Source organism: Sphaerochaeta sp., assembly GCF_050178175.1.
Classification (GTDB): Bacteria; Spirochaetota; Spirochaetia; order Sphaerochaetales; family Sphaerochaetaceae; genus Sphaerochaeta.
This window is the reverse complement of the sequence record NZ_JBFXGH010000009.1, coordinates 19,746-40,306: the sequence shown is the minus strand read 5'-3', so window position 1 is coordinate 40,306 and position 20,561 is coordinate 19,746. Positions and strand designations below refer to the sequence as shown.

The following is a 20,561-nucleotide window of genomic DNA, read 5'->3' as shown; positions in this document are numbered from 1 at the left end:
TTTTTAATGCTTGACAAATATTCAGAACAGACCTACTGTAACTAGTGTGCCGTATGGCACAAAACACTATATATTGTGTGTATAGGAAAAGGGAAGTTGGGTGTAGAAGCCCACGCGGTCCCGCCGCTGTGATGGGGAGTTCCGGGCAATATCCACTGGAGAAATCTGGGAAGGAGCCTGGGATGAAGAACCTAAGCCAGAAGACCTTGCCTGTACAGACACGCCGTCACGGAGCATGACATAAGGCGTGTGCCTCAGGGCACCCTCTTTATACGTCTTGTCTCCGCGAGGAGGAAACCATGCAACAGCAAGTGGTCAAAAGAGACGGGCAGGTGGTTCTCTGCGAGGTTCAGAAAATCATTGATGCAATCGAAAAAGCAGCGAATGCTGCAGGACAAAAAGTGGATGCCAAGATGGTTGCCACCATCGTTTTGTCCAAGACTAAGGGAAAGGACAAGGTAGAGGTGGAATATATCCAGGACCTTGTTGAAGAATCCCTGATGGAACAGAGCTATCAAGCAACCGCAAAAGCCTACATCCTCTACCGTAAGGGAAGGGAACGGGTAAGAGAGGGCAAGGCCCTCATCAAGGCAACGAATGAGATGTTCAGTGCCTATCTTGATGATACAACCTGGAGAGTCAAGGAGAATGCCAATACCAGGCGATCTGTCAATGGTATGAACAACTACATCCGTGAACGATTCACAGAGCAGTACTGGTTGCATGAAATCTATCCAGAGACTATCCGTGAAGCCCACCAGAATGGGGCACTGCATCTCCATGACCTTGGCTTCTTTGGCCCATACTGTTGTGGCTGGGACCTTCGCCAACTGCTTACCTCTGGCTTTGGAGGTGTTGATGGGAAAGTTTCCAGTAAGCCGGCAAAACATTTTCGGTCCCTACTTGGACAGGTGGTGAATGCAACCTTCACCTTCCAGGGGGAGTGTGCAGGAGCACAGGCCTGGTCTTCCTTTGACACCTACTGTGCACCATTCATCAGGTATGATGGCCTTACCTTCCGTGAGGTCAAGCAAGCAATGCAGGAGTTCATTTTCAATCTCAATGTCCCTACCCGAGTAGGGTTCCAGTGCCCTTTCTCCAATCTGACCTTTGACATCACCGTTCCCTCCAGTTTGCGGGATGTACCGGTCATCCGGGGAGGAGAGCTGCAAAAAGAGACCTATGGGGAGTTCCAGGATGAGATGGATATGGTCAACCATGCCTTCTGTGAGGTCATGGAGGAAGGCGATGCTTCTGGAAGAGTGTTCACCTTTCCCATCCCTACTTACAATGTTACCAAGCAGTTTCCCTGGGAATCGCAGGTTGTTGATTCCATTTTTGCCATGACCGCAAAATACGGGATCCCTTACTTCTCCAATTATGTGAACAGTGACTTATCCCCTGAGGATGCGCTCTCAATGTGCTGCCGACTCAGACTCGATACCTCTGAGCTCAAGAAGCGCGGTGGGGGGCTTTTTGGGTCCAATCCTCTTACCGGTTCAGTTGGTGTGGTGACATTGAACCTTCCCAGGCTTGCCTATGAAAGCAAGGATGAACAGCAATTCATGTCAGCACTCCATGATCTTTCCCTCCTGGCTAAAAAAAGCCTTGAGATCAAGCGTGAAGTCATTGAGAAGCAGACCGAGCATGGCATGTATCCCTTTAGCCGGTTCTCGTTGGAAACGGTAAAACAACGGAATGGGAGGTATTGGGCAAACCACTTCAGCACCATCGGAATTGTGGGCATGGAAGAGGCCTGTCTCAACCTATTCGGTAAGGAAGGATCCCTTACAACCGAGAAAGGTCAGTCCTTTGCCCTTCGGGTACTCTCGACGCTACGGGAAATCATCCAAGGCTTTCAGCGTGAGACAGGAAACTTCTACAACCTTGAGGCTACCCCCGCCGAGGGAGCCAGCTACCGATTGGCAAATCTCGATAAGAAAGCCTTTGGTGATATCATAACCGCCGGCGAAGATGTTGCATACTATACCAACTCCTCGCAGCTTCCTGTAGGGTATACCGATGATCTCTATGAGACACTGGAAAAGCAGGACGAACTGCAGTGCCAATACACAGGAGGAACAGTCCTTCACCTCTATCTTGCCCAGAGAATAGAGGACCCAAAGCTTGCCAAGCAGTTGGTAAGGAACGTATGTACCCGTTACAAACTTCCCTATGTCTCCCTTACCCCAACCTTTTCTACCTGCAAGAATCATGGATATCTCGTTGGAGAGGTTGAATATTGCCCGTATTGCGGGGAAAAGACCGAGGTATGGACCAGGGTGGTTGGCTATCTCAGACCCAAGGAAGATTTCCATCCTGGAAAGCAAGAGGAACATCGCCAGAGAAAGTTTTATGAGGTAAAAGTATCATGATCGTCAGTGGTCTTGAAGGCTCATCATTCCTGGATTATCCAGGGATGTTGAGCTGTGTTCTCTTTACCCAAGGGTGCAACTATGACTGCTTTTATTGTCATAACCGTGCATTAATTGCCTATAAGAATGGTGTTATAGGCTATCAAGAGATAGAGAATTTTCTGAAGAAACGGGTGGGTTTCCTGCAGGCGGTTGTCATCAGTGGAGGAGAGCCCACCTTGCACGGCAGTCTTCCTCAGTATTTCTCCTTGGCTAAAAGCCTAGGCTATCTTACCAAGCTTGATACCAATGGAAGTCGCCCGAAAGTGCTTTTGGAATTGTTGGAAGCAGGATTGCTTGACTACGTTGCACTGGATGTGAAAGCACCGTGGGCAAGGTATCGGGAAATTGCAGGAAAGGGAGCTGACCCAGCGAATGTGCAGCGATGTGTGGCTTTGCTTCAGGAGTACCAAGTGAGGCATCCTTCCTTTCGATGGGAGGTGAGAACCACATTGGCTCCAACCTTAATGGAAGAGGATTTACTGGAGATTGCCTCCATGTTGCCTAAGGTAAACCGTTGGGTACTGAATTCTTATCGTACACCGAAGGAGTACAAGGAAGAGGATGGAACGAGGGTCAACCAACCCGCCCTGGTTGAGCGGGAGGTTGCCTGCATGCAAGAGAGATTGCTTCTCTTGCAGCCGAATCTCAAGCGAGTGAGATAATCTGTTCCCAGGGAAGGCCGCTCTTGCCGAAGTGTCCATAGTTCATGGCCTTCTGGTAGATCGGCCTTTTTAGATCCAGTGTCTTTATGATGCCTGCTGGGGTGAGGTCGAACTTCTCCCTTACCAGCTTTTCCAACTGTTCATCGTCCTCTGTTCCAGTCCCAAAGGTATCGACATACACGGAGATGGGATAGGGAACGCCGATTGCATAGGAGAGTTGGACCTCACAGGTTGTGCACAATCCATTTGCGACCAGGTTCTTTGCAACGTAGCGAGCCATGTAAGCACCGCTTCGGTCAACTTTTGAGGGATCCTTCCCGCTGAACGCTCCACCTCCATGACGACCCATTCCACCATAGGTGTCTACAATGATCTTTCTCCCTGTCAAACCAGTGTCTCCTGCAGGACCTCCCGTGACAAATCTACCTGTTGGATTAATATACACCTTGGTTTTATCGTTCAACAGGCCGGTAGGCCCCAGTACGGTTTCAATGACTTCCTTTGTAAGATAAGAGATAAGGGTATCACGACGGGCTTGTTCGGTATGTTGGTGACTGATGACCACCGAATCTATGTGCACTGGTTTCCCATCCTGGTACAACAGTGAGACCTGGCTCTTTGCATCGGGTCTCAAGAAAGGAGCTTCGCCACTTTTTCGCAGCTTGCTCGCCCTTTCCAGGAGTTGATGTGCCCAGTAGATCGGGGCCGGCATGAGAGTCTCTGTCTCATTGCAGGCATACCCGAACATCATGCCCTGGTCGCCAGCACCTTGTTGGCCGTACAGGGATGTTTCAGCAGTAACCCCCATGGAGATGTCCGGTGATTGGGTATTGGTAAAATCCATTACTGTAAGGGAGCGGTAATCAAAACCGATTCCCTTATCAGTATATCCAATTTCCTTTACCGTGGATCGAACGATGTTGTCTATGTCGATTGTTGCATTGGTGGAAAGTTCTCCTCCCACCACGACCCTGTCGGTCGTTGCGAAGACTTCACAGGCAACCCTGCTTTGTGGGTCCTGGGCAAGACAAGCATCCAATATGGCATCGGAGATCTGGTCACAGACCTTGTCCGGATGTCCCTCACTGACTGATTCTGAAGTGAAAATGTGTGAACCATGTGTTAACATACTACACCCTTCCTTATGGAACTGCGGAAGGGGGAACTTAACTCAAATAGATTGATATGCTCCCCTTTTAGCAAGTTTCTTTATTGACGCCCGCAAGCCGGGAGGCTGACAAATCGACGTCATTGAAGATTCTACCAAGAAACAAGGTTTTTTACAAGACAACAGCAGGGGGTTTTATAACAATAATTGTTATTATATATAATGTTATGAAAATGGTATATATACAAGATGGAAAACAGTTGGAAACCTACATGCACCCCAAGCGGCAGCATATTTTACGTGAGTTGGGTGTACAGGGACCGATGACAGCCAAGATGCTCAGTGATACACTCGAAATGATCCCCCCCAGTGCAAAACATCATGTTTCCCGATTGATGGAATTACAGGTAGTCGAGGTGGACCACACAGCATTGATCCATGGTATTACCGAAAGCGTTTGGTGATGGTGAGTTTCTGTTCTCTCGCTGAGGAGAAACGAAAACTTGTTTCTGATATGGTGACCAGACAAATCCACGAAAAAAGGAACAATCGTTTACCGATGGAGATGGTCATTTCCAGGCGGACCAGATTTCGGGAGTCGTACATCTCAGCAGAGATGAGGCTGATGAGCTTTACAGGCGAATCAGGACGTTCCTCGATGAGAAAGAGAAGAAAGAGGATGGGAATGAGCCCTTTGTCTTCTCTCTGATGGCCTATCATGCATAAGCAGTATGTTCCACCCTGCTCCTTATATGGCTAGCTTATCTGCCTCCTCTCTCGCATTGGGGATGACGACAGCCATCATATTCTCAATCAGCATCCTTGGATCGGTATTTGGCAAGAAACTCGTAAGGTATAAGCGTCCTGTAGGCATCTACTTCATATCTTGATCTACCTGCTACAGGTTCTGCTCTCCATGACCACGAGCATGGCATGGTTCTTGGGTGTGTTTTCCCTGATCTATCTTTTGCTTGGGGTTTTCTCTGTGGTGGGAACCTATGTATTGAACAATGTCTCAGAGGATACGGTAAGGACAAGCATGTTAAGTCTCTCCTCCTTCAGCCTGCAATCAGGTGGAGTCCTCGCCAACCTGTTTGCAACCTCCCTGCTCCTTGTTGGAGGGATTTGCTTGTTCTGGAGGGCCTCTGCCTTCGTCGGGATCATGGGAATCCTGTTCTTGACCAAGCCGATGCTACAGCGATTTCCAATCTCCTGAAGCAAAAAAATCTCTGAGTTCCTTTGCTTTCTCCTTGCTGAACTGGGCCCCACGTTGCCTGATTATCTCACCGGCAAGGATGGATGCGATTGTTCCAGATTCCTGGATTGAGTAGTCATGGTATTGTCCATAGAGAAATCCTGCGGCATATACATCCCCAGCACCAGTGGTATCGGTAGGGACTACCGGCCCCTTGACTGGAATATTGATGATCTTTCCTTCGTGGCTGATGTAGGAACCTTTTTTCCCATTCTTTACAACGGCTGTCCTACAGAGCTTACCCATGGAACGACAACACTCATAAGGGTCGTAGTTGTCAAAGAGAATCCTTGCTTCTTCCCTGTTTGCAAACACAATGTCACACTCTTGGCTGATGAGGTTGAGGAAGGGTTCCCTGTAACGGCCAACAGCAAAGGGGTCTGCGAGATCAAAAGAGACAACTGTATGGTGTTCCTTTGCAATGTGCAAGGCCTTCTTGATGGCTTCTTGCTGGCTTTTTGTATCCCACATATAGCCTGTAAAGTGGAAGAAGGAGGCTGTTGCCACGGTATCGTCGTCCACATCAGCCATCTCATAAAGCCGGTTTGCTCCCAGGAACGTGTTCATGCTCCGTTCACTATCTGGAGTGATAAGGATGACCGTAGAGCCAGTCATTTCCTTGTCGGTTATAGCAAGCTGGTCACCAACCCCAAGTTCCTTGAGACGCTGTTGATAGATGTGCCCATTCTCATCGCTGCCTATCTTTCCTGCCAGGGTTGTCTTCACACCCAGTGAGGCAAGGGCGATGATTGTGTTGGGACAGGAGCCTCCACAGCTGTAGGTTGTTTTGCGTTCCTTGGAGAGGAGCATGAGCTCTTCCATTCTCTGTGGGCCGATCAAGGCCATGGTGCCCTTGTGGATTCCAAGTGCGGTAATATCATCCTCCTCAACACTGACAATGATGTCGATGAGGGGGTTCCCTATGCCATAGACCATGTGCTCACTTTCTTTCATGTATGGGTATTCTATCATTGCTAAGTACCTGTATTCAACAAGAAGCTTGCGAAACTATCGTGCCAAGGGTAGGATGAACGAGGAGGCAGCAATGGGTGCATATCGAATAACCGGGGGAAACCCTGCGAGTGGGGAGGTTCAGATCAGTGGAAACAAGAATGGGGCACTACCGTGTCTTGCTGCCACCTTGCTGACTGATGAGCCTGTTCGATTGTTGAACGTTCCCGATATAGAGGATGTTCAGGTTATGGTCAAGCTCTTGGAGAACCTTGGTTCCAGGGTAGTCAAAGAGGATGCCAATACCTATACCATCATGAGTGGGGCAAGAAGCGGCAAGCTCAAGAAGAAACTGGTCCAATCTGTGAGGGGTTCCATTCTTCTCCTGGGACCATTGTTGGCAACCATTGATGAAGTTCGTCTAACACCTCCTGGAGGTGATGTCATCGGGCTTCGTAGACTCGATACCCACTTTATCGGCCTCTCTTCGTTGGGAGCCTCTTGCCTGATCAATGAGGAAGGGGAGATTCATATCAAGGCCAATGGAAGTAGGTTGCAGGCAAATGACATCTTTCTTGATGAAGCCTCCGTAACAGCAACAGAAAATGTTATCATGGCCTCTTCGCTGGCACAGGGAGAGAGCATTATAAGCAACGCAGCAAGTGAGCCTCACGTACAGGACCTTTGCAGGATGCTCAACAGCATGGGGTGTCATATTGAGGGAATAGGTTCCAACCGTCTCTATGTTACCGGTCAAAAGAAACTTCATGGCTGTGAGTTCCGTCTCACAGCTGACTATATGGAAGCTGGTTCCTATATCGGCCTAGCTGGTGCAACTGGAGGCCAATTGTTGCTCAAGGGGGTCGACCCTGGGCATCTGAGGATGATTCGCCTGGGCTTTGAACGAATTGGGATCACCTTCGTCGTTGATGGTCCTTCTTCCATCCTTGTGCCGAAAAGACAGAAACGGATACTTGCAAAGGAAGTAGGTGGCCATACTGCAAAGATTGATGATGCCCCATGGCCTGGATTCCCTGCAGACCTCTTGAGCATCATCACTGTATGTGCAACCCAGATGGAAGGTTCAATCCTGATCCATGAGAAGATGTTTGAGTCTCGTATGTTCTTCGTTGATTGGTTGATCAGGATGGGAGCTGACATCATTCTCTGTGACCCGCATCGAGCAGTGGTCAACGGTCCCAGTCAACTGCTGGGTTCAGAACTATCCAGTCCTGATGTACGGGCTGGAATGGCACTGGTCATTGCCGCTGCATGTGCAAAAGGTGTCAGTGTAATCCAGAATATCTATCAGATTGAACGTGGTTATGAAAATCTCTGTGGTAAACTCCAGGCCTTAGGGTTATCCATCGAAAGGGATGCGTAACTCCCTGTTTTTACTGGAGTTCACTCATGTATCCACACCCCTGTCCAGAAGTTGTCCACAAGTTATCCACAACCAAGTGGTACCTAGGTTGGTATAGGGTGCAGATAGGAGTGATTTCTAATAGGAAACATAGGTTTTTATACGGTATCGATGGATATGACAAATATATATATTGTAACAAATAAAACATAAGTTTACCAAACAGGTTTCATCGTGTTTTTATATAGGTTTAATGTACTTCTTATTGTTTAGTAAGGTACTTGTATTTAGGACAAATAAACGAGTTATCAACAAGTTATCCACAACCTTTACACGTTGCGCTTTGGTGCAGTAACTCACCTTCTTAGGTGACTTAGCTCAGAATATGTGATGATGTGTTTTGTGCAACAAGAACTACTGTGAGTGTACAATCTTTTCCAGTATGATGAACTGTGGTGCCGTTGTCCCAGGAGGGGCGATGAAACGTCATACATGGATACTCAGTACCTCTCTCGTTTTCCTCTCAACCTTGTTGTTGGTGGTTTTCTCGTTGGGCACCCTGGCTGAAATTGAACAAGTGTACAAGGACCAAACTGCACAGGGCACCGAAGCGTTGAAACGGCAGTTTCTCTATCATTCAGTCAACAACCAAATCAAGCGGATCGATACACAACGAGCAATTCACCAAATGGAATATCAAAAGCAACTGGACCATATCACTTGGCATATGGATACAGCCTATGAGGCGGATATTGAAAGCTTTCCACAGGTGGTGGCATCCTTCTTTACCCAGGACGCTTCCTCCCCTTGGACTGCAGTGCTTTGGCGGCGGGAAACGGGTGAAGTCATCATGGATACCCAAGGGGTCATCCCAGAAACAGAGCCTCCCATTGATGTGGTGAATAGCCTCCTGCATGGTTTCCAGTTGTATGAATTGCACTCATATGCACCCTATATGCTCTTTTTCGGAATTCCCCAGTCGGTAATCGATGAGGAAGTAAAGCAGTATATCGCTGATGAAATTTATGCTAGTGAGTATCCTGAGAATTCCTATATATGGGTCAATGAGTTTATCAACTATGAGGGTGGCGATAATTATGCTATCCGTAGAATCCATCCCAACCTCCGTGATTCTGTGGGTGTATATCTCTCTACCAATATGACTGATGTACAGGGCAATACACCCTACAAGACTGAGCTTGAGGGGATTAACAAGGATGGGGAGCTCTACTTCACCTATTTCTTCAAGAAATTGGATAGTGATGTCATCTCAGAGAAACTTTCCTATGCAAGACTCTACAAGGATTTTGACTGGATTGTTGCAATGGGAATCCATCTTGATGATCTCGCCATGTATATAGAGGAGACTGCAAACAAGAGTTCCGGCATCGTAGGTCAAATTACCCCGATTTCCATTGGGGTAATTATTCTGCTCTTTATGCTTCACTCTGTTCTTCTGGTAGTGCTGGAGTATCAGCGCAATAGAAAGCAATCAAAGGATCTTGAGGATCAAGCGTACAAGGATCCGTTGACCGGGATTGGAAATCGCAGGAGTGGTTTGCTTGCCTTGGAAAAAGCGTATCTTGAGAGCAGGAAGGGTAATGGCGCTGGGGTGATCTCAATCTTCGACATCGATTATTTCAAACATATCAATGATGCATTCGGGCATGATGCTGGAGACAGGTGCCTGATACAGCTTACCAAAACATTGCAGGAGTTCACCTGCTCAACAGATGCCCTTTTCAGGTGGGGTGGTGATGAGTTCCTTCTCGTATGTCCCCCTCTTACGGCTGGAAAAGTTAACCAGATGGCTGAGTCCTTGCTCAGTGCAGCAAGAACTGTGGAAGTTGAATATGAGACAACCAAGATAACACTGACCATCTCGCTGGGTTTTGCTTCCTTCCGTCCAAGTGATACATCTGAAATTGATACATTCAAGAGGGCAGACGGGGCGCTCTATCATGCTAAGGAAGCAGGAAGAAACAGGTTTGTGTTGTTTCCCTAATTTTTTCATTCCCAAGCTTGACAAGGGACAGGAGGGAATGTATAACTATCTATGTTGTTAGATAAAGCTAACAAATAAGGAGTACCTATGCCGCTTTCCTTTGCCCAAGTTGGAGAAACAAGAAAAATTATCGGACTGCACGGGGAAGATGCCATAAAACAACATCTTCTGGATCTTGGATTTGTTGCAGGAGAAATCATTCAGGTTGTGGGTAATAGTAGCCAAGGGATTGTACTTTCCATCAAAGGTGTCCGTCTTGCCTTGAATCGTGGGTTGGCTCACCGAATAAATGTTGCATAATTTCGTTATATGACGAGGAGATAGAAGTATGACACTAGGATCATTACGTCCTGGGGACAGGGCAAGAGTGCTGTCCATCGGAACACAGGGTACATTGCGCCAAAGGATTTTGGATATGGGGATTACTCCACGTGTGGTTGTGCAGTTGATTAAGGTTGCTCCCTTAGGTGACCCTCTGGAGCTGACGGTACGGGGGTACCAGCTGAGTCTGAGAAAGCAAGAAGCTTCTTTGATTGAGGTTGAAATCATCTAGCGCCATTTTTTTTTGCATATATAGTTAGATATTGCTAACAATAATGAGAGGAGTAACCATGCCCACAACCATAGCACTTGCCGGAAACCCCAATTCAGGGAAGACCACGGTATTCAATGCACTCACCGGATCTCGCCAGCATGTAGGAAACTGGCCGGGGGTAACCGTAGACAAGAAAGAAGGTGTCTACAGGAAGGATGCCAGATATACCATCCTTGACCTTCCAGGGACCTACTCACTCAGTCCCTATAGCGCTGAGGAGATCATAACCCGGACCTTTATCGTTGAAGAAAAACCAGCATGTGTCATTGATGTACTTGATGGCACCAGTCTGGAGCGAAATCTCTATCTTGCCCTGCAGATCATGGAGACAGGAGTCCCTACTGTTTTGGCCATCAATATGATGGATGAAGTTCGCCTGAAGGGTGATGCTATTGACTGCAAGCGACTGGAAGCAGAGCTTGGTGTTGCTGTCATTCCCATAGAGGCAAGGACTGGAAAAGGCCTTGATCAATTGATGCAAGCGGTTATGGATACAATTGAGACCAAGAGATACCCAAAGCCCTTGGATATCTACCGTCTAAACGGGACAGTGGACGAGGACACCCTGGCCGACCAAAGGTATACGTATATTACTTCACTGGTAGAGAGAGCTGTCCTCAGAAGTACCTCTTCAGGGGAGATCAAGGAAAGCAGGAGTGATAGGATTGATAAGGTTCTGACTCACCGTTTCTTTGCCCTCCCTGTTTTTGCGGTGGTGATGTACCTTCTTTTTGCAGCCACCTTCAGCGAGAACTTTCTCTTCATTGAAGGTCTGCCCAGCCCCGGGGTAGCACTTGCCACCGTTGTGGAGTCTCTTTGGGGGTGGTTCACTGACTTGGTGTCACGTGGCTTGGTATCAGCTGGGGCTGCCCCTTGGGCTTACAGCCTGGTGGTGGATGGTGTGTTGGAAGGACTGGGAGCCATCCTTGGGTTCCTGCCTCTTATCTTGGTGTTGTATCTGTTGATGAGCTTCTTGGAAGATAGCGGGTATATGGCTCGTGTTGCCTTTGTGATGGACAGGATTTTTCGACGGTTTGGATTGAGTGGACGGTCTTTCATCCCTCTCTTGATGGGTTTTGGGTGTTCTGTTCCCGCTATTATTGCTACCAGGACATTGGACAGTGAGAAGGATAGAAGGATCACCACCCTGCTTGCAGGGTTCATGCCCTGTGGAGCAAAACTACCGATTTTCATCATGTTTGTCTCCATCTTCTTCACCGATGGGAACAAGACATTGGTAATCTTCTTCTTGTATGCACTGAGCTTGGGGGTGTCGATTCTTGTCTCCCTTCTGATCAACAGGATTGCCTATAAGGGTCAGGTTTCCAATTTTTTGATGGAACTTCCCCAATACCGGCTTCCTACCCTCAGGTCAGTGTGGATCCATGGGTACGAGAAGGTGAAGGGATTCATCCAGAAGGCAGGTACTGTGATCCTCGCCGCAACCATCCTGATCTGGGTGCTCTCTTCCTTCAATATGGCATCGTTCAACGGCCAGAACCTGGAACAGAATGATACCATCCTCACAGAGATGGATACCTCATTCCTTGCATCAGTGGGAAAGGCTGTCGCTCCCATTTTCAAGCCCTTGGGTTTTGGGGAGTGGAGACCTGCTGTAGGTATAGCCACAGGTTGGATCGCAAAGGAGATGGTCGTGGTGACATTGGCCCAGCTCTATAGTGAGGATGTGAATGAGGAGTACCTAACGCAATACTTTGCTGGTATGAGTGAAGATGAACTTTCTGGTCTGGGATTTCCTGAGGGGATGTACTCAGCAGACGAGGCTTTCGATATCTATACTGAATCGGTATTGATGGAAGGCGGTGATGAAGGCGGACTACGTACACTTCGTCAGGATATTCATACCAAGCAAGCTGCCTTGGCTTATATGGCATTCAACCTGCTTTGCATGCCTTGCTTTGCAGCAGTTGGGGCTATGAAGCGGGAATTGAAAACAGTCCGACGTACAGCAGGAGCTGTTGGAATTCAGATGTTGACTGCATACCTTGTGGCCTTATTGATCAATGTGATCGGGTCCTTGGTTTGGTAGGAGGAGACTATGATTAATTACATAATTGGGTTTGGTGCTGCCATCTTCCTTTTGTCCTTGTTGGTAAGGTACATCAAGCGGAGAAAAAGGATCAAGGCGGCAGGGGAAATGCTCTCCTTTTGTAGTGGAAGCTGTGCATCCTGCTCAAATCGTTCTGTTTGTCAATCCTGATAAACCTCATCATGCGTAACCAGTACGACCGGTTCTTCTTCACTATTGATCAGGCATCGCCTGAGGGTGGAAAAGAGCTGGCGTACATTTCCCGGCCAATGATAACTCATAAGTAGTTCCAGGCCATGTTCATCCAGCTGCTTCTTGCTTTTACAGTGAAGCAGGAAATGATTGCAGAGCTGAGGGATGTCTTCAAGATGATCTCTTAGCGGAGGCAGGGTGATGGAAACCTCATTGATGCGGTAAAAGAAATCCTTACGGATTCGGTTTCCTTGCATGAGGGTCACGAGGTCCTCATTGGAGGCTGTGATGAGACGGAAATGGGAGGTATGCAATTGTGTATCGCCCAGACGTCGGTATTGTCCGTTTTCCAGGAGTCTGAGCATATAGGCTTGGAAGGAAGGAGAGAGGGTTTCCAACTCATCAAGGAACAATGTCGATTGGTTGGCTTCATGGACCAACCCTGGGAGGTCTGTATTTCCGTCGGTAAAAGCTCCTTTCACATGGCCAAAGAACATGGAGTTCCCTAAAGAACAGGAGAGGAGTGAGCAATTGACCGATACCATGTTTCTATGGGGGAAGCTGAGGCGATGAATATAGGTTGCCGCCAATTCTTTTCCTGTTCCTGTTTCTCCATACAGATGAATCGAGCAATGTTGTTTTGCATATCGGGAAAGTTTTTTTCTCAGTCTCTGCATACAATAACTATTTCCAACCAACCCACAAGGTATATATTGTTTCTGTAGTTCTCTACTTTCCGTTTTTCCCAGGAAAGAATCCAGATGTGAAAACAGGGAATTGAAGTCAACGCCTTTCCTTCTGATCATATGAAGATTAAGATTTTTGAAAGCCTGTATATCAAGTTGTTGCTCATTGCTGATAAAGAGCAGGATGGGGATAGTACATTTTTGGTAAGTTAGTTGTTCAAGAATTGAACGTGGGCTTCCTTTGCTCATTCGCTCGTCAATGATAAGTAGTTCTGGGCTCACCGAGCTGTTATCCAGCGCTTCCAGAAGCCTATGGGAAATAGTAAATTCATGAAGAAAATCTTGGGTGAAATGGTGCTTGAATTGTTCCTTGAACCGCCAGTCAGATGAAATGATGAACAGAGACATACTGAGACTCCCAATACATATTCATAGGAATACCTAACATAGCACTAGGGGAGCATCAACAGGGAAGATTCTTGTATTCCTGAGGGTACTATAAAAAGGAGCAAGCAGTGTGCTCTACTCTCTCTTTGAGAGGTGTACCGGTTCAGTAACTTTTTCCGTCATGATGGTCTGAATTGCAGAGAGAGCATAAATGCCTGCTGTTTCGCTGCGTAGGATATTGGTTCTCAGGAGCACTGGATTCCACCCCTCATCCTCAAGGGCTGAACACTCCTCTTCGCTGAAACCACCTTCAGGTCCCACAAGGAGGGCTATCGGGGTATCAATGGGGAGAGATTCGAGCAATTCGTGGAGCGTTTTCTGAGATTCGTTGCGGTTGCTTTGATGGAAGAACAGTGCAGGACCACGATTTTCCCACCACTTGGAAAGTTCTGTGAGGGGGATGATCTCTGGATGTATTTCCGTGGAGAGGGGAGATCCACTCTGCTGCAAGGCCTCCTTCACCTGTCGGTCCAACCGCTCAAAACGATTTCCCAACGCTTTCTCGCTTTTACCAGAGAGATCAGGGATACAGTAGCGGCTTTGGACAAGTACAATCTCCCTTACTCCGATTTCTGTTGCCTGGCGGACAATCTGCTCTTCTTTCTTTCCTTTGCAGAGACACTGCATAAGGGTCAGATTGGGATAGGGACCTGTATAGGAAGGAAGCGCATCGGTTGTTTGGACCGATGCGTCTTCATCTACTGCTATGCAGGAGAGTCTACACTCCTGTTTCCCGATTTTCTCAATGGTCAGTTGATAGGTCTTTCCAGCCTGGTCACGGCCCAGAATGTGCTGGCCTTCCTTGAGTCGTAGTACCTTGCTCAGGTATTGGCTCTCTTTTCCTCTTAGTACAAGAGAGTCTTCTCCCTTGAAGGTTTTTGGAAGGATATACTGCCTCACGATCCACTCCTGATGAACTCGATTGCCCGTCTCAGTTGCCGGTCGAAAATCGGATCGGCAATGGGACGATCTTCATAGGGCATCTTGGAGAGATACTCGTTTCTGATCAAGAGAAGCAGGATCTCCTCATTGATTCCCCTCTCCTTGTACTGCTCAGCAAACGCCCTGATGTTCTCATCTGTTGGTTCTGGGTTTTCCTTTACATATGAGGCCAGGGCATTCTCTGTCATCAGTGTTTCAAAAAGCGGAATTTCCTCATCGGTAAGTTCTACATCATCCACCAGGATATCGGGTTCAATACCTTTTTCATGGATATTCTCCTCATTGGGGGTGTAATAGTGAGCAGTAGTCACCTGTACAAACCCCTCCCCAAACTGGAAGACATCCTGCACGACTCCCTTTCCAAAGGTTTTTGTACCGATCAGGGTAGCACGATTGTTGTCCTTCATTGCAGCTGCAAAAATCTCTGCTGAGGAAGCCGACCCTGCATTGGTGAGGATGACGATTGGGAGGTCCAGCGGAACTTCAGGATCCCCACTGGAGATGTACCGCTGGTCCCGTTTTGTTCCCTTCTTTCCTTGGATGGTGACCAATGTCTTCCCTTCCTCCAGGAAGATGTTTGCCGCTTGCATGGCTCCATCCACAGCCCCTCCTCCATTGTTACGCTCATCGATTATAAGGCCAACGATGTCCTCTTCCATAAGCTTCTGAACATGTTCAAGGAGTTGTTTCCCTGTCTGGGGAGTGAATTCAGAAAGAATGATGTATCCAATATCACCTTCGAGGATGCCGCTATCAACGGTGGGAGTGGTGATCATCTCCCGCACAAGAGTCAGGTCAAAAGAGGTTCCACTCCTGTAGACGGTAATGGTGACCGTGGTATTGGGCTCACCGCGAAGAAGCATACTTGCCTCATAACTGGTTAACTCATCTACTGCTTCCCCCTCGATATGACTGATCAAATCTCCGGCACGTAAGCCCGCCCGCTGGGCAGGGGACCCTGGGAACGGAGAGACGATGGTGATCATGTAGGTGGATGGATCACTGGGATCCTTGCTTTCAGGAGCTGGTTTGTTGAGGTAGGTTCCGATGCCCCCATACACACCTGATGTTTCTTCCTGGTACTCCTTCGCCTCGGTAGGCGGTACATAGAAAGAATAAGGATCATCGAGACTGGCGACCAGTGCCGTGGCAAGGTCATTGAACATTTTCTCTTTGTCGACTTCATCGATATAAATGGAATCCACGTAGCGGTACAACCGCTCCAAGGAGGCCATATCAAATGAGATTTGGTCTGCTCCTGATTCCTGGGAGGGATAGCCACCCGATAACGGAGAAGCAAGGACCTGCTCCACCGAGCCCCCTGCGAAGAGGGGAAGAATCATCAACAGTACTATGAAACTTAGGCTGAGCCTGCGGGTATATCTGCTTTTCATATACAGAATATACAGCATTCAAGGGAAATCGGCTAGGTTGTCGAGTATTGACCACACCAGCGCGGCACATTACACTTGCCCCATGACCTTATTCATCGAATTTCCCAATTGGATTTCGCCGGAAATCATACCCGGTCTGCCCTTCAGATGGTATGGTCTGATGTACGTGGTCGCTTTCAGTGTCGCCTACTTGATGATCCGTCTCCAGGCAAGAAAGGGTGAAATTGCAATCGATGCTGACCAAACACTGGATTTGGTGTTGTATTGTGTGATTGGCTTGATTCTGGGAGCGCGTTTGTTCAGTGTTCTCTTCTACGATGGTTCCTTCTATTATTGGACGCACCCATGGATGATCTTCTGGCCTTTTAGGGGAGGGAAATTCATCGGACTTCCCGGCATGAGTTATCATGGCGGGTTGGTAGGGGCCGTTATCGGAGGCTGGTTGTACAGCAGGCGTTACAAGCTCTCCTTTTTTTCCATTGCCGATACGGTGGCCTATGCAGTTCCACTCGGTTATACCTTTGGACGTTTGGGCAATTTTATCAACGGTGAACTCTTTGGAAGGGTCTCTACCAAACCTTGGGCAATGGTTTTCCCTGATGCTCCATCCTTTTCGACCAATTATGCATGGGTACGTGAGATAGCTGACCAGCTGGGTATAGCCTATGAAAGTGGGGCTATGGTAAACCTGCCCAGGCATCCCAGCCAGCTTTATGAAGCCTTGTTTGAAGGTATAGTGCTTTTTCTGTTCCTCTGGTTTGTGATCAGGCCAAGAAGGGAGAAGCATCCTGCAGGGTTCGCTTTGGTGTGGTATACCGCAGGATACGGGTTTGTTCGCTTTTTCATTGAATATTTCAGGGCTCCTGATGAGAACCTGGGGTATATCATTGCCCTTGGCAGGGAGTCGGACAATATTGCCCTCTTGCAATCCTTTTTCAATTTTTCCATGGGCCAGCTCTTCTGCCTGGCCATGATTGTTTCAGCAGGTATCTTCGCCGTTTTCCTGAAACGACGAGAAGGAGTCAAGCATGTCAGTAATTAACGAACGGGTTGAAAAACTCCGTTCCCTCATGAATAAGCATAACCTTGATGGGTGGATTATCAATGGGACCGATCCACATCAAAGTGAATATGTGTGTGAGCGATGGAGGAGCCGCGCTTGGATAAGTGGCTTTACCGGAAGTGCAGGAATGGTCATCATTACCCGGAAGGATGCACTTCTTTGGGTCGATTCGCGCTACTTCATTCAAGCTCAACAGCAGATTGAGGGAACCTGTTTCCAGATGATGAAGATCGACACCCCTTCGTTCCCTGACCCCAGTACTTATTTGAAGGAACATCTCCAGAAGGACAGTAAGATAGGAATTGATAAAGCCACGTTGACCATACAGGGTGAGCAAGATTTGCAAAGAGCCTTCGGTGGAGACTTGGTACTGGTTCCTTCAGATGATCTGTTGGATCTTATCTGGCAGGACAGAAGTGCGGTGCCTGCAAAGCCGGTGACATCTCTTCCTGATGATATTGCCGGGTTCTCACGTAGTCAGAAGCTCGCCATGGTTCGATATGCCATGGTGCAGAAAGGTGCCTCCTATACAGTAATTTCTTCCTTGGATGACATTGCCTGGATAACCAATCTCAGAGGAGATGATGTTCCCTATAGTCCTGTCTTCCTTGCTTATCTTGTAGTGGGGAAGACTGACGCTTGGCTGTTCACCAATCCAGGAAGGTTTACGGATGAACTCACCCAGGATGTAAGTGAAGATTTCACCATTCATCCTTATGAAGATGTGGTTCCTACACTTAGGAGTGTTTTGAAAGAGGATGATGTTCTCTACTGCAATCCTGAGAAGATCAATCTCCTTGTTGCAGAGACCTTCGGAGATTGTGAAACGATCACCGGTCTTGATTTCACCACTGACTTGAAGGCTTGCAAGAATGATACCGAGATGGAAGGGATGCGCAAAGCACATCTGCTTGATGGGGTAGCCTTGGTCAATTTCCTCGCCCGTCTCGATACCAAGCATGGACGCTATACAGAAATTGCCATCTCCGACCTTCTTAAGGAACAGAGGTTGCGCAATCCTGATTGTATTGGAGAATCTTTCTCTCCCATCAGTGGATGGGCAGAACATGGGGCAATGTGCCACTACAGTGCAACAGAAGAGAGCAATTCGGTGGTTGAAGGAAGTGGGCTGCTCGTCCTCGACACTGGAGGGATGTATACCTTTGGAACGACCGATGTAACCCGGACGATTCTCTTCGGTGAACCCACTGAGGAGCAGATCAGGGATTATACGTTGGTGTTGAAAGGCAATCTTGCCATAGCATCTGCACGTTTCCCCGAGGGAACCTGCGGTTATCAGTTGGATGTCCTGGCAAGGCAGTTCCTTTGGCAGCAGGGATTGAGTTACTTCCATGGTACCGGCCACGGTATCGGCTTCCGTCTCAATGTCCATGAGGGACCTCATTCGATCAGTCCGAAACCTCTCTCTGTCCCTCTGAAAAAAGGTATGGTGGTCAGTGATGAACCAGGCCTCTACAAAGAGGGTCGGCATGGAATTCGAATTGAGAACATTGTAGCGGTCAGGGAGGATGTGAAAACAGAATTTGGCCAATTCCTGAGCTTTGAGGTCTTGACCATTTGTCCGTTTGAACGCAGATTGATAGACAAGAACCTGCTTTCAGCCCAAGAGATAGCTATGGTGGATGCATATCATCGCTGGGTGTATGAAGAGCTGAAACATCTGGTGGATACCACTGCGATGGAATATCTAAAGGGTGCAACAAAGCCCCTCTAGGTTTGGTTTGAGATGGAAATTACAAGGAGTTATACATAATGGTTGATGCATTGAAAAAAATGGGAAAGATTTCCCGCAAAGGTCCAGTAGTCTTGGTCATCATGGATGGCGTAGGCTTTGGGAAATACAAGGAAGGCGATGCAGTTGCCTCTGCATTGACTGGAACGCTGAACAAGCTGTACAAGACAAATCCCTGGACCAAGCTCAAGGCCCATGGTACTGCTGTCGGCCTCCCCTCAGATGATGATATGGGTAACAGTGAGGTAGGCCACAACGCAATGGGTTGTGGAAGGGTTTTCGCCCAGGGTGCAAAACTGGTCAATGCTTCCATATCGACAGGTGCCATGTATGAGGGCCCTACATGGAAGAAGCTGATCAATAATGCAAAAGAGAAGCAATCCACTCTCCATTTCATCGGGTTGCTGAGTGATGGGAATGTGCACTCCCACATAGACAACCTCAAGGCAATGATCCTCCAGGCAAAAAAGGAAGGTGTATCCAAGGTGCGTGTGCATGCACTACTCGATGGAAGAGATGTCGGTGAACGTAGTGCCCTCGATTACTTCGATCCTTTTGAAGAGTTCCTTGCAGGCATCAATGAGGAAGGTTTTGATGCAAGGATTGCCAGTGGTGGTGGAAGAATGGTTATCACCATGGACCGATACAATGCCAACTGGAATATGGTCAAGAAAGGTTGGGAAACCCATGTACTGGGTGAAGGACGAATGTTTGACAGTGCTCATGAGGCTATTACTGTACTCCGTGAAGAGACAAAGGCAATCGACCAGGACCTGCCTCCCTTTGTTATTGCAAAGGACGGCAAGCCGGTGGGAACCATCGAGGATGGGGACAGCGTCATTCTCTTCAACTTCCGTGGAGACCGTGCTCTTGAGATTACCAAGGCATTCGAGGCTGAGGAGCTCACCGAATTTGACCGCAAGCGTCATCCTAAAGTCGAGTATGCAGGGATGATGGAATATGATGGGGACTTGCATGTCCCTGCCCAGTTCCTGGTGACCCCCCCGGCAATAGACAAGACTCTTGCCGAGTATCTCTGTGCCTCAAAGGTGAAGCAGTTTTCCATCAGTGAGACCCAGAAGTTCGGGCATATAACCTACTTCTTCAATGGGAACAAGAGTGGCAAATTCGATGATTCCCTTGAAGAGTATGTAGAAATCCTGAGTGATATCGTCCCCTTCGAGGAACGGCCCTGGATGAAGTGTGCTGAGATTGCTGACCGTGTCATCGATGAGGTTGAAAGCGGTAAGTGGGACTTCATCAAACTGAACTTCCCCAATGGCGACATGGTTGGCCATACCGGTAACTATCAGGCTGTTGTCTGCTCGATGGAAGGTCTTGACCTGCAGATTGGCCGGATTTACAAGTCGGTCATGGAAGCAGGTGGCGTGATGGTGATCACAGCCGACCATGGAAATGCTGATGACATGTTTGAGCATGCCAAGGATGGCAGTGTGAAGTACAAGGAGAATGGTGACCCTCAGCCCAAGACCAGTCACTCACTCAATCCTGTTCCATGCATCATCTGTGACAGCAACTATCAGGGAGAGTATGAGACAGAGCTCAAGAGTGGGCTTGGGATCAGCAGTATTGCAGCGACCTGTATGAATCTGCTCGACTTTGAGGCCCCAAGTGAGTATGATCCAAGTATTATCACTGTGAAATAAGTATTTCTTTG

At 48.0% G+C, this 20,561-nt stretch carries 20 protein-coding genes and 1 riboswitch; of the genes, 14 read left to right on the top strand and 6 right to left on the bottom strand.

Annotated elements, in window-relative coordinates:
• Window positions 1-54: 54 nt before the first annotated feature.
• Window positions 55-222, top strand: a riboswitch (cobalamin riboswitch).
• Window positions 223-299: 77 nt separating this feature from the next.
• Both AB7S66_RS02185 and AB7S66_RS02180 read left to right on the top strand, forming a co-directional pair.
• Complete coding sequence (locus AB7S66_RS02185; protein WP_428517736.1) at window positions 300-2,375, top strand: ribonucleoside triphosphate reductase; 2,076 nt, start codon at window positions 300-302, stop codon at window positions 2,373-2,375.
• The gene (locus tag AB7S66_RS02180) at window positions 2,372-3,079 is read left to right on the top strand and encodes an anaerobic ribonucleoside-triphosphate reductase activating protein (protein WP_428517735.1); all 708 of its coding nucleotides are present in this window, start codon (window positions 2,372-2,374) and stop codon (window positions 3,077-3,079) included. The genes AB7S66_RS02185 and AB7S66_RS02180 overlap by 4 nt, the downstream gene beginning before the upstream one ends.
• Here AB7S66_RS02180 and metK read toward each other — a convergent pair.
• Window positions 3,063-4,208, bottom strand: coding sequence for a methionine adenosyltransferase (metK, locus tag AB7S66_RS02175; protein ID WP_428517734.1), 1,146 nt, complete (start codon window positions 4,206-4,208; stop codon window positions 3,063-3,065). The two genes, AB7S66_RS02180 and metK, sit on opposite strands and share 17 nt — an antisense overlap.
• 212 nt (window positions 4,209-4,420) lie before the next feature.
• Between metK and AB7S66_RS02170 the strand changes: the two genes are divergently transcribed.
• On the top strand, window positions 4,421-4,651 hold the full coding sequence (locus tag AB7S66_RS02170; protein ID WP_428517733.1) for a winged helix-turn-helix domain-containing protein: 231 nt from the start codon (window positions 4,421-4,423) through the stop codon (window positions 4,649-4,651).
• On the opposite strand, the gene AB7S66_RS02165 is transcribed toward AB7S66_RS02170, so the two are convergent.
• Window positions 4,632-4,907, bottom strand: coding sequence for a hypothetical protein (locus AB7S66_RS02165; protein WP_428517732.1), 276 nt, complete (start codon window positions 4,905-4,907; stop codon window positions 4,632-4,634). The two genes, AB7S66_RS02170 and AB7S66_RS02165, sit on opposite strands and share 20 nt — an antisense overlap.
• Window positions 4,908-4,939: 32 nt before the next feature.
• Here AB7S66_RS02165 and AB7S66_RS02160 point away from each other — a divergent pair, with 32 nt between their 5' ends.
• Complete coding sequence (locus AB7S66_RS02160) at window positions 4,940-5,077, top strand: hypothetical protein (RefSeq protein ID WP_428517731.1); 138 nt, start codon at window positions 4,940-4,942, stop codon at window positions 5,075-5,077.
• Complete coding sequence (locus AB7S66_RS02155) at window positions 5,074-5,403, top strand: hypothetical protein (RefSeq protein ID WP_428517730.1); 330 nt, start codon at window positions 5,074-5,076, stop codon at window positions 5,401-5,403. The genes AB7S66_RS02160 and AB7S66_RS02155 overlap by 4 nt, the downstream gene beginning before the upstream one ends.
• Here AB7S66_RS02155 and AB7S66_RS02150 read toward each other — a convergent pair.
• Window positions 5,380-6,396: an adenosine kinase gene (locus tag AB7S66_RS02150; RefSeq protein WP_428517729.1), complete on the bottom strand. Its 1,017-nt coding sequence runs from the start codon at window positions 6,394-6,396 to the stop codon at window positions 5,380-5,382. The genes AB7S66_RS02155 and AB7S66_RS02150 overlap by 24 nt on opposite strands.
• 91 nt (window positions 6,397-6,487) lie before the next feature.
• On the opposite strand from AB7S66_RS02150, the gene murA reads away from it, so the two are divergent.
• From murA to AB7S66_RS02120, 6 genes are all read left to right on the top strand, one after another.
• Window positions 6,488-7,777 carry a UDP-N-acetylglucosamine 1-carboxyvinyltransferase gene (murA, locus tag AB7S66_RS02145; RefSeq protein WP_428517728.1) on the top strand — a complete coding sequence of 430 codons (1,290 nt, stop codon included), beginning with the start codon at window positions 6,488-6,490 and terminating at the stop codon, window positions 7,775-7,777.
• Window positions 7,778-8,234: 457 nt separating this feature from the next.
• Complete coding sequence (locus AB7S66_RS02140; RefSeq protein WP_428517727.1) at window positions 8,235-9,761, top strand: diguanylate cyclase; 1,527 nt, start codon at window positions 8,235-8,237, stop codon at window positions 9,759-9,761.
• 87 nt (window positions 9,762-9,848) lie between these two features.
• Window positions 9,849-10,061 carry a FeoA family protein gene (locus AB7S66_RS02135; protein WP_428517726.1) on the top strand — a complete coding sequence of 71 codons (213 nt, stop codon included), beginning with the start codon at window positions 9,849-9,851 and terminating at the stop codon, window positions 10,059-10,061.
• Between the two features lie 28 nt (window positions 10,062-10,089).
• Window positions 10,090-10,314, top strand: coding sequence for a FeoA family protein (locus tag AB7S66_RS02130; RefSeq protein ID WP_428517725.1), 225 nt, complete (start codon window positions 10,090-10,092; stop codon window positions 10,312-10,314).
• 58 nt (window positions 10,315-10,372) lie between these two features.
• The gene (feoB, locus tag AB7S66_RS02125) at window positions 10,373-12,406 is read left to right on the top strand and encodes a ferrous iron transport protein B (protein WP_428517724.1); all 2,034 of its coding nucleotides are present in this window, start codon (window positions 10,373-10,375) and stop codon (window positions 12,404-12,406) included.
• 9 nt (window positions 12,407-12,415) lie between these two features.
• On the top strand, window positions 12,416-12,577 hold the full coding sequence (locus AB7S66_RS02120) for a hypothetical protein (RefSeq protein ID WP_428517723.1): 162 nt from the start codon (window positions 12,416-12,418) through the stop codon (window positions 12,575-12,577).
• On the opposite strand, the gene AB7S66_RS02115 is transcribed toward AB7S66_RS02120, so the two are convergent.
• The 3 genes from AB7S66_RS02115 to AB7S66_RS02105 all read right to left on the bottom strand — a co-directional run bounded on the left by AB7S66_RS02115 (window position 12,568) and on the right by AB7S66_RS02105 (window position 16,067).
• On the bottom strand, window positions 12,568-13,692 hold the full coding sequence (locus AB7S66_RS02115) for a sigma-54-dependent transcriptional regulator (RefSeq protein WP_428517722.1): 1,125 nt from the start codon (window positions 13,690-13,692) through the stop codon (window positions 12,568-12,570). The genes AB7S66_RS02120 and AB7S66_RS02115 overlap by 10 nt on opposite strands.
• 114 nt (window positions 13,693-13,806) lie before the next feature.
• Window positions 13,807-14,631, bottom strand: coding sequence for an RsmE family RNA methyltransferase (locus AB7S66_RS02110; protein WP_428517721.1), 825 nt, complete (start codon window positions 14,629-14,631; stop codon window positions 13,807-13,809).
• The gene (locus tag AB7S66_RS02105; protein WP_428517720.1) at window positions 14,628-16,067 is read right to left on the bottom strand and encodes a S41 family peptidase; all 1,440 of its coding nucleotides are present in this window, start codon (window positions 16,065-16,067) and stop codon (window positions 14,628-14,630) included. Before AB7S66_RS02105 ends, AB7S66_RS02110 begins: the two co-directional genes overlap by 4 nt.
• 82 nt (window positions 16,068-16,149) lie before the next feature.
• Here AB7S66_RS02105 and lgt point away from each other — a divergent pair, with 82 nt between their 5' ends.
• Genes lgt through gpmI form a run of 3 tightly spaced genes read left to right on the top strand, consistent with a single transcriptional unit; the run spans window position 16,150 to window position 20,550 of the window.
• Complete coding sequence (gene lgt / locus AB7S66_RS02100) at window positions 16,150-17,109, top strand: prolipoprotein diacylglyceryl transferase (RefSeq protein ID WP_428517719.1); 960 nt, start codon at window positions 16,150-16,152, stop codon at window positions 17,107-17,109.
• Window positions 17,096-18,865, top strand: coding sequence for an aminopeptidase P family protein (locus AB7S66_RS02095; protein WP_428517718.1), 1,770 nt, complete (start codon window positions 17,096-17,098; stop codon window positions 18,863-18,865). Before lgt ends, AB7S66_RS02095 begins: the two co-directional genes overlap by 14 nt.
• Window positions 18,866-18,903: 38 nt before the next feature.
• Entirely contained in the window at window positions 18,904-20,550 is a 1,647-nt protein-coding gene (gpmI, locus tag AB7S66_RS02090; protein WP_428517717.1) for a 2,3-bisphosphoglycerate-independent phosphoglycerate mutase, read from the top strand.
• Window positions 20,551-20,561: the final 11 nt, after the last annotated feature.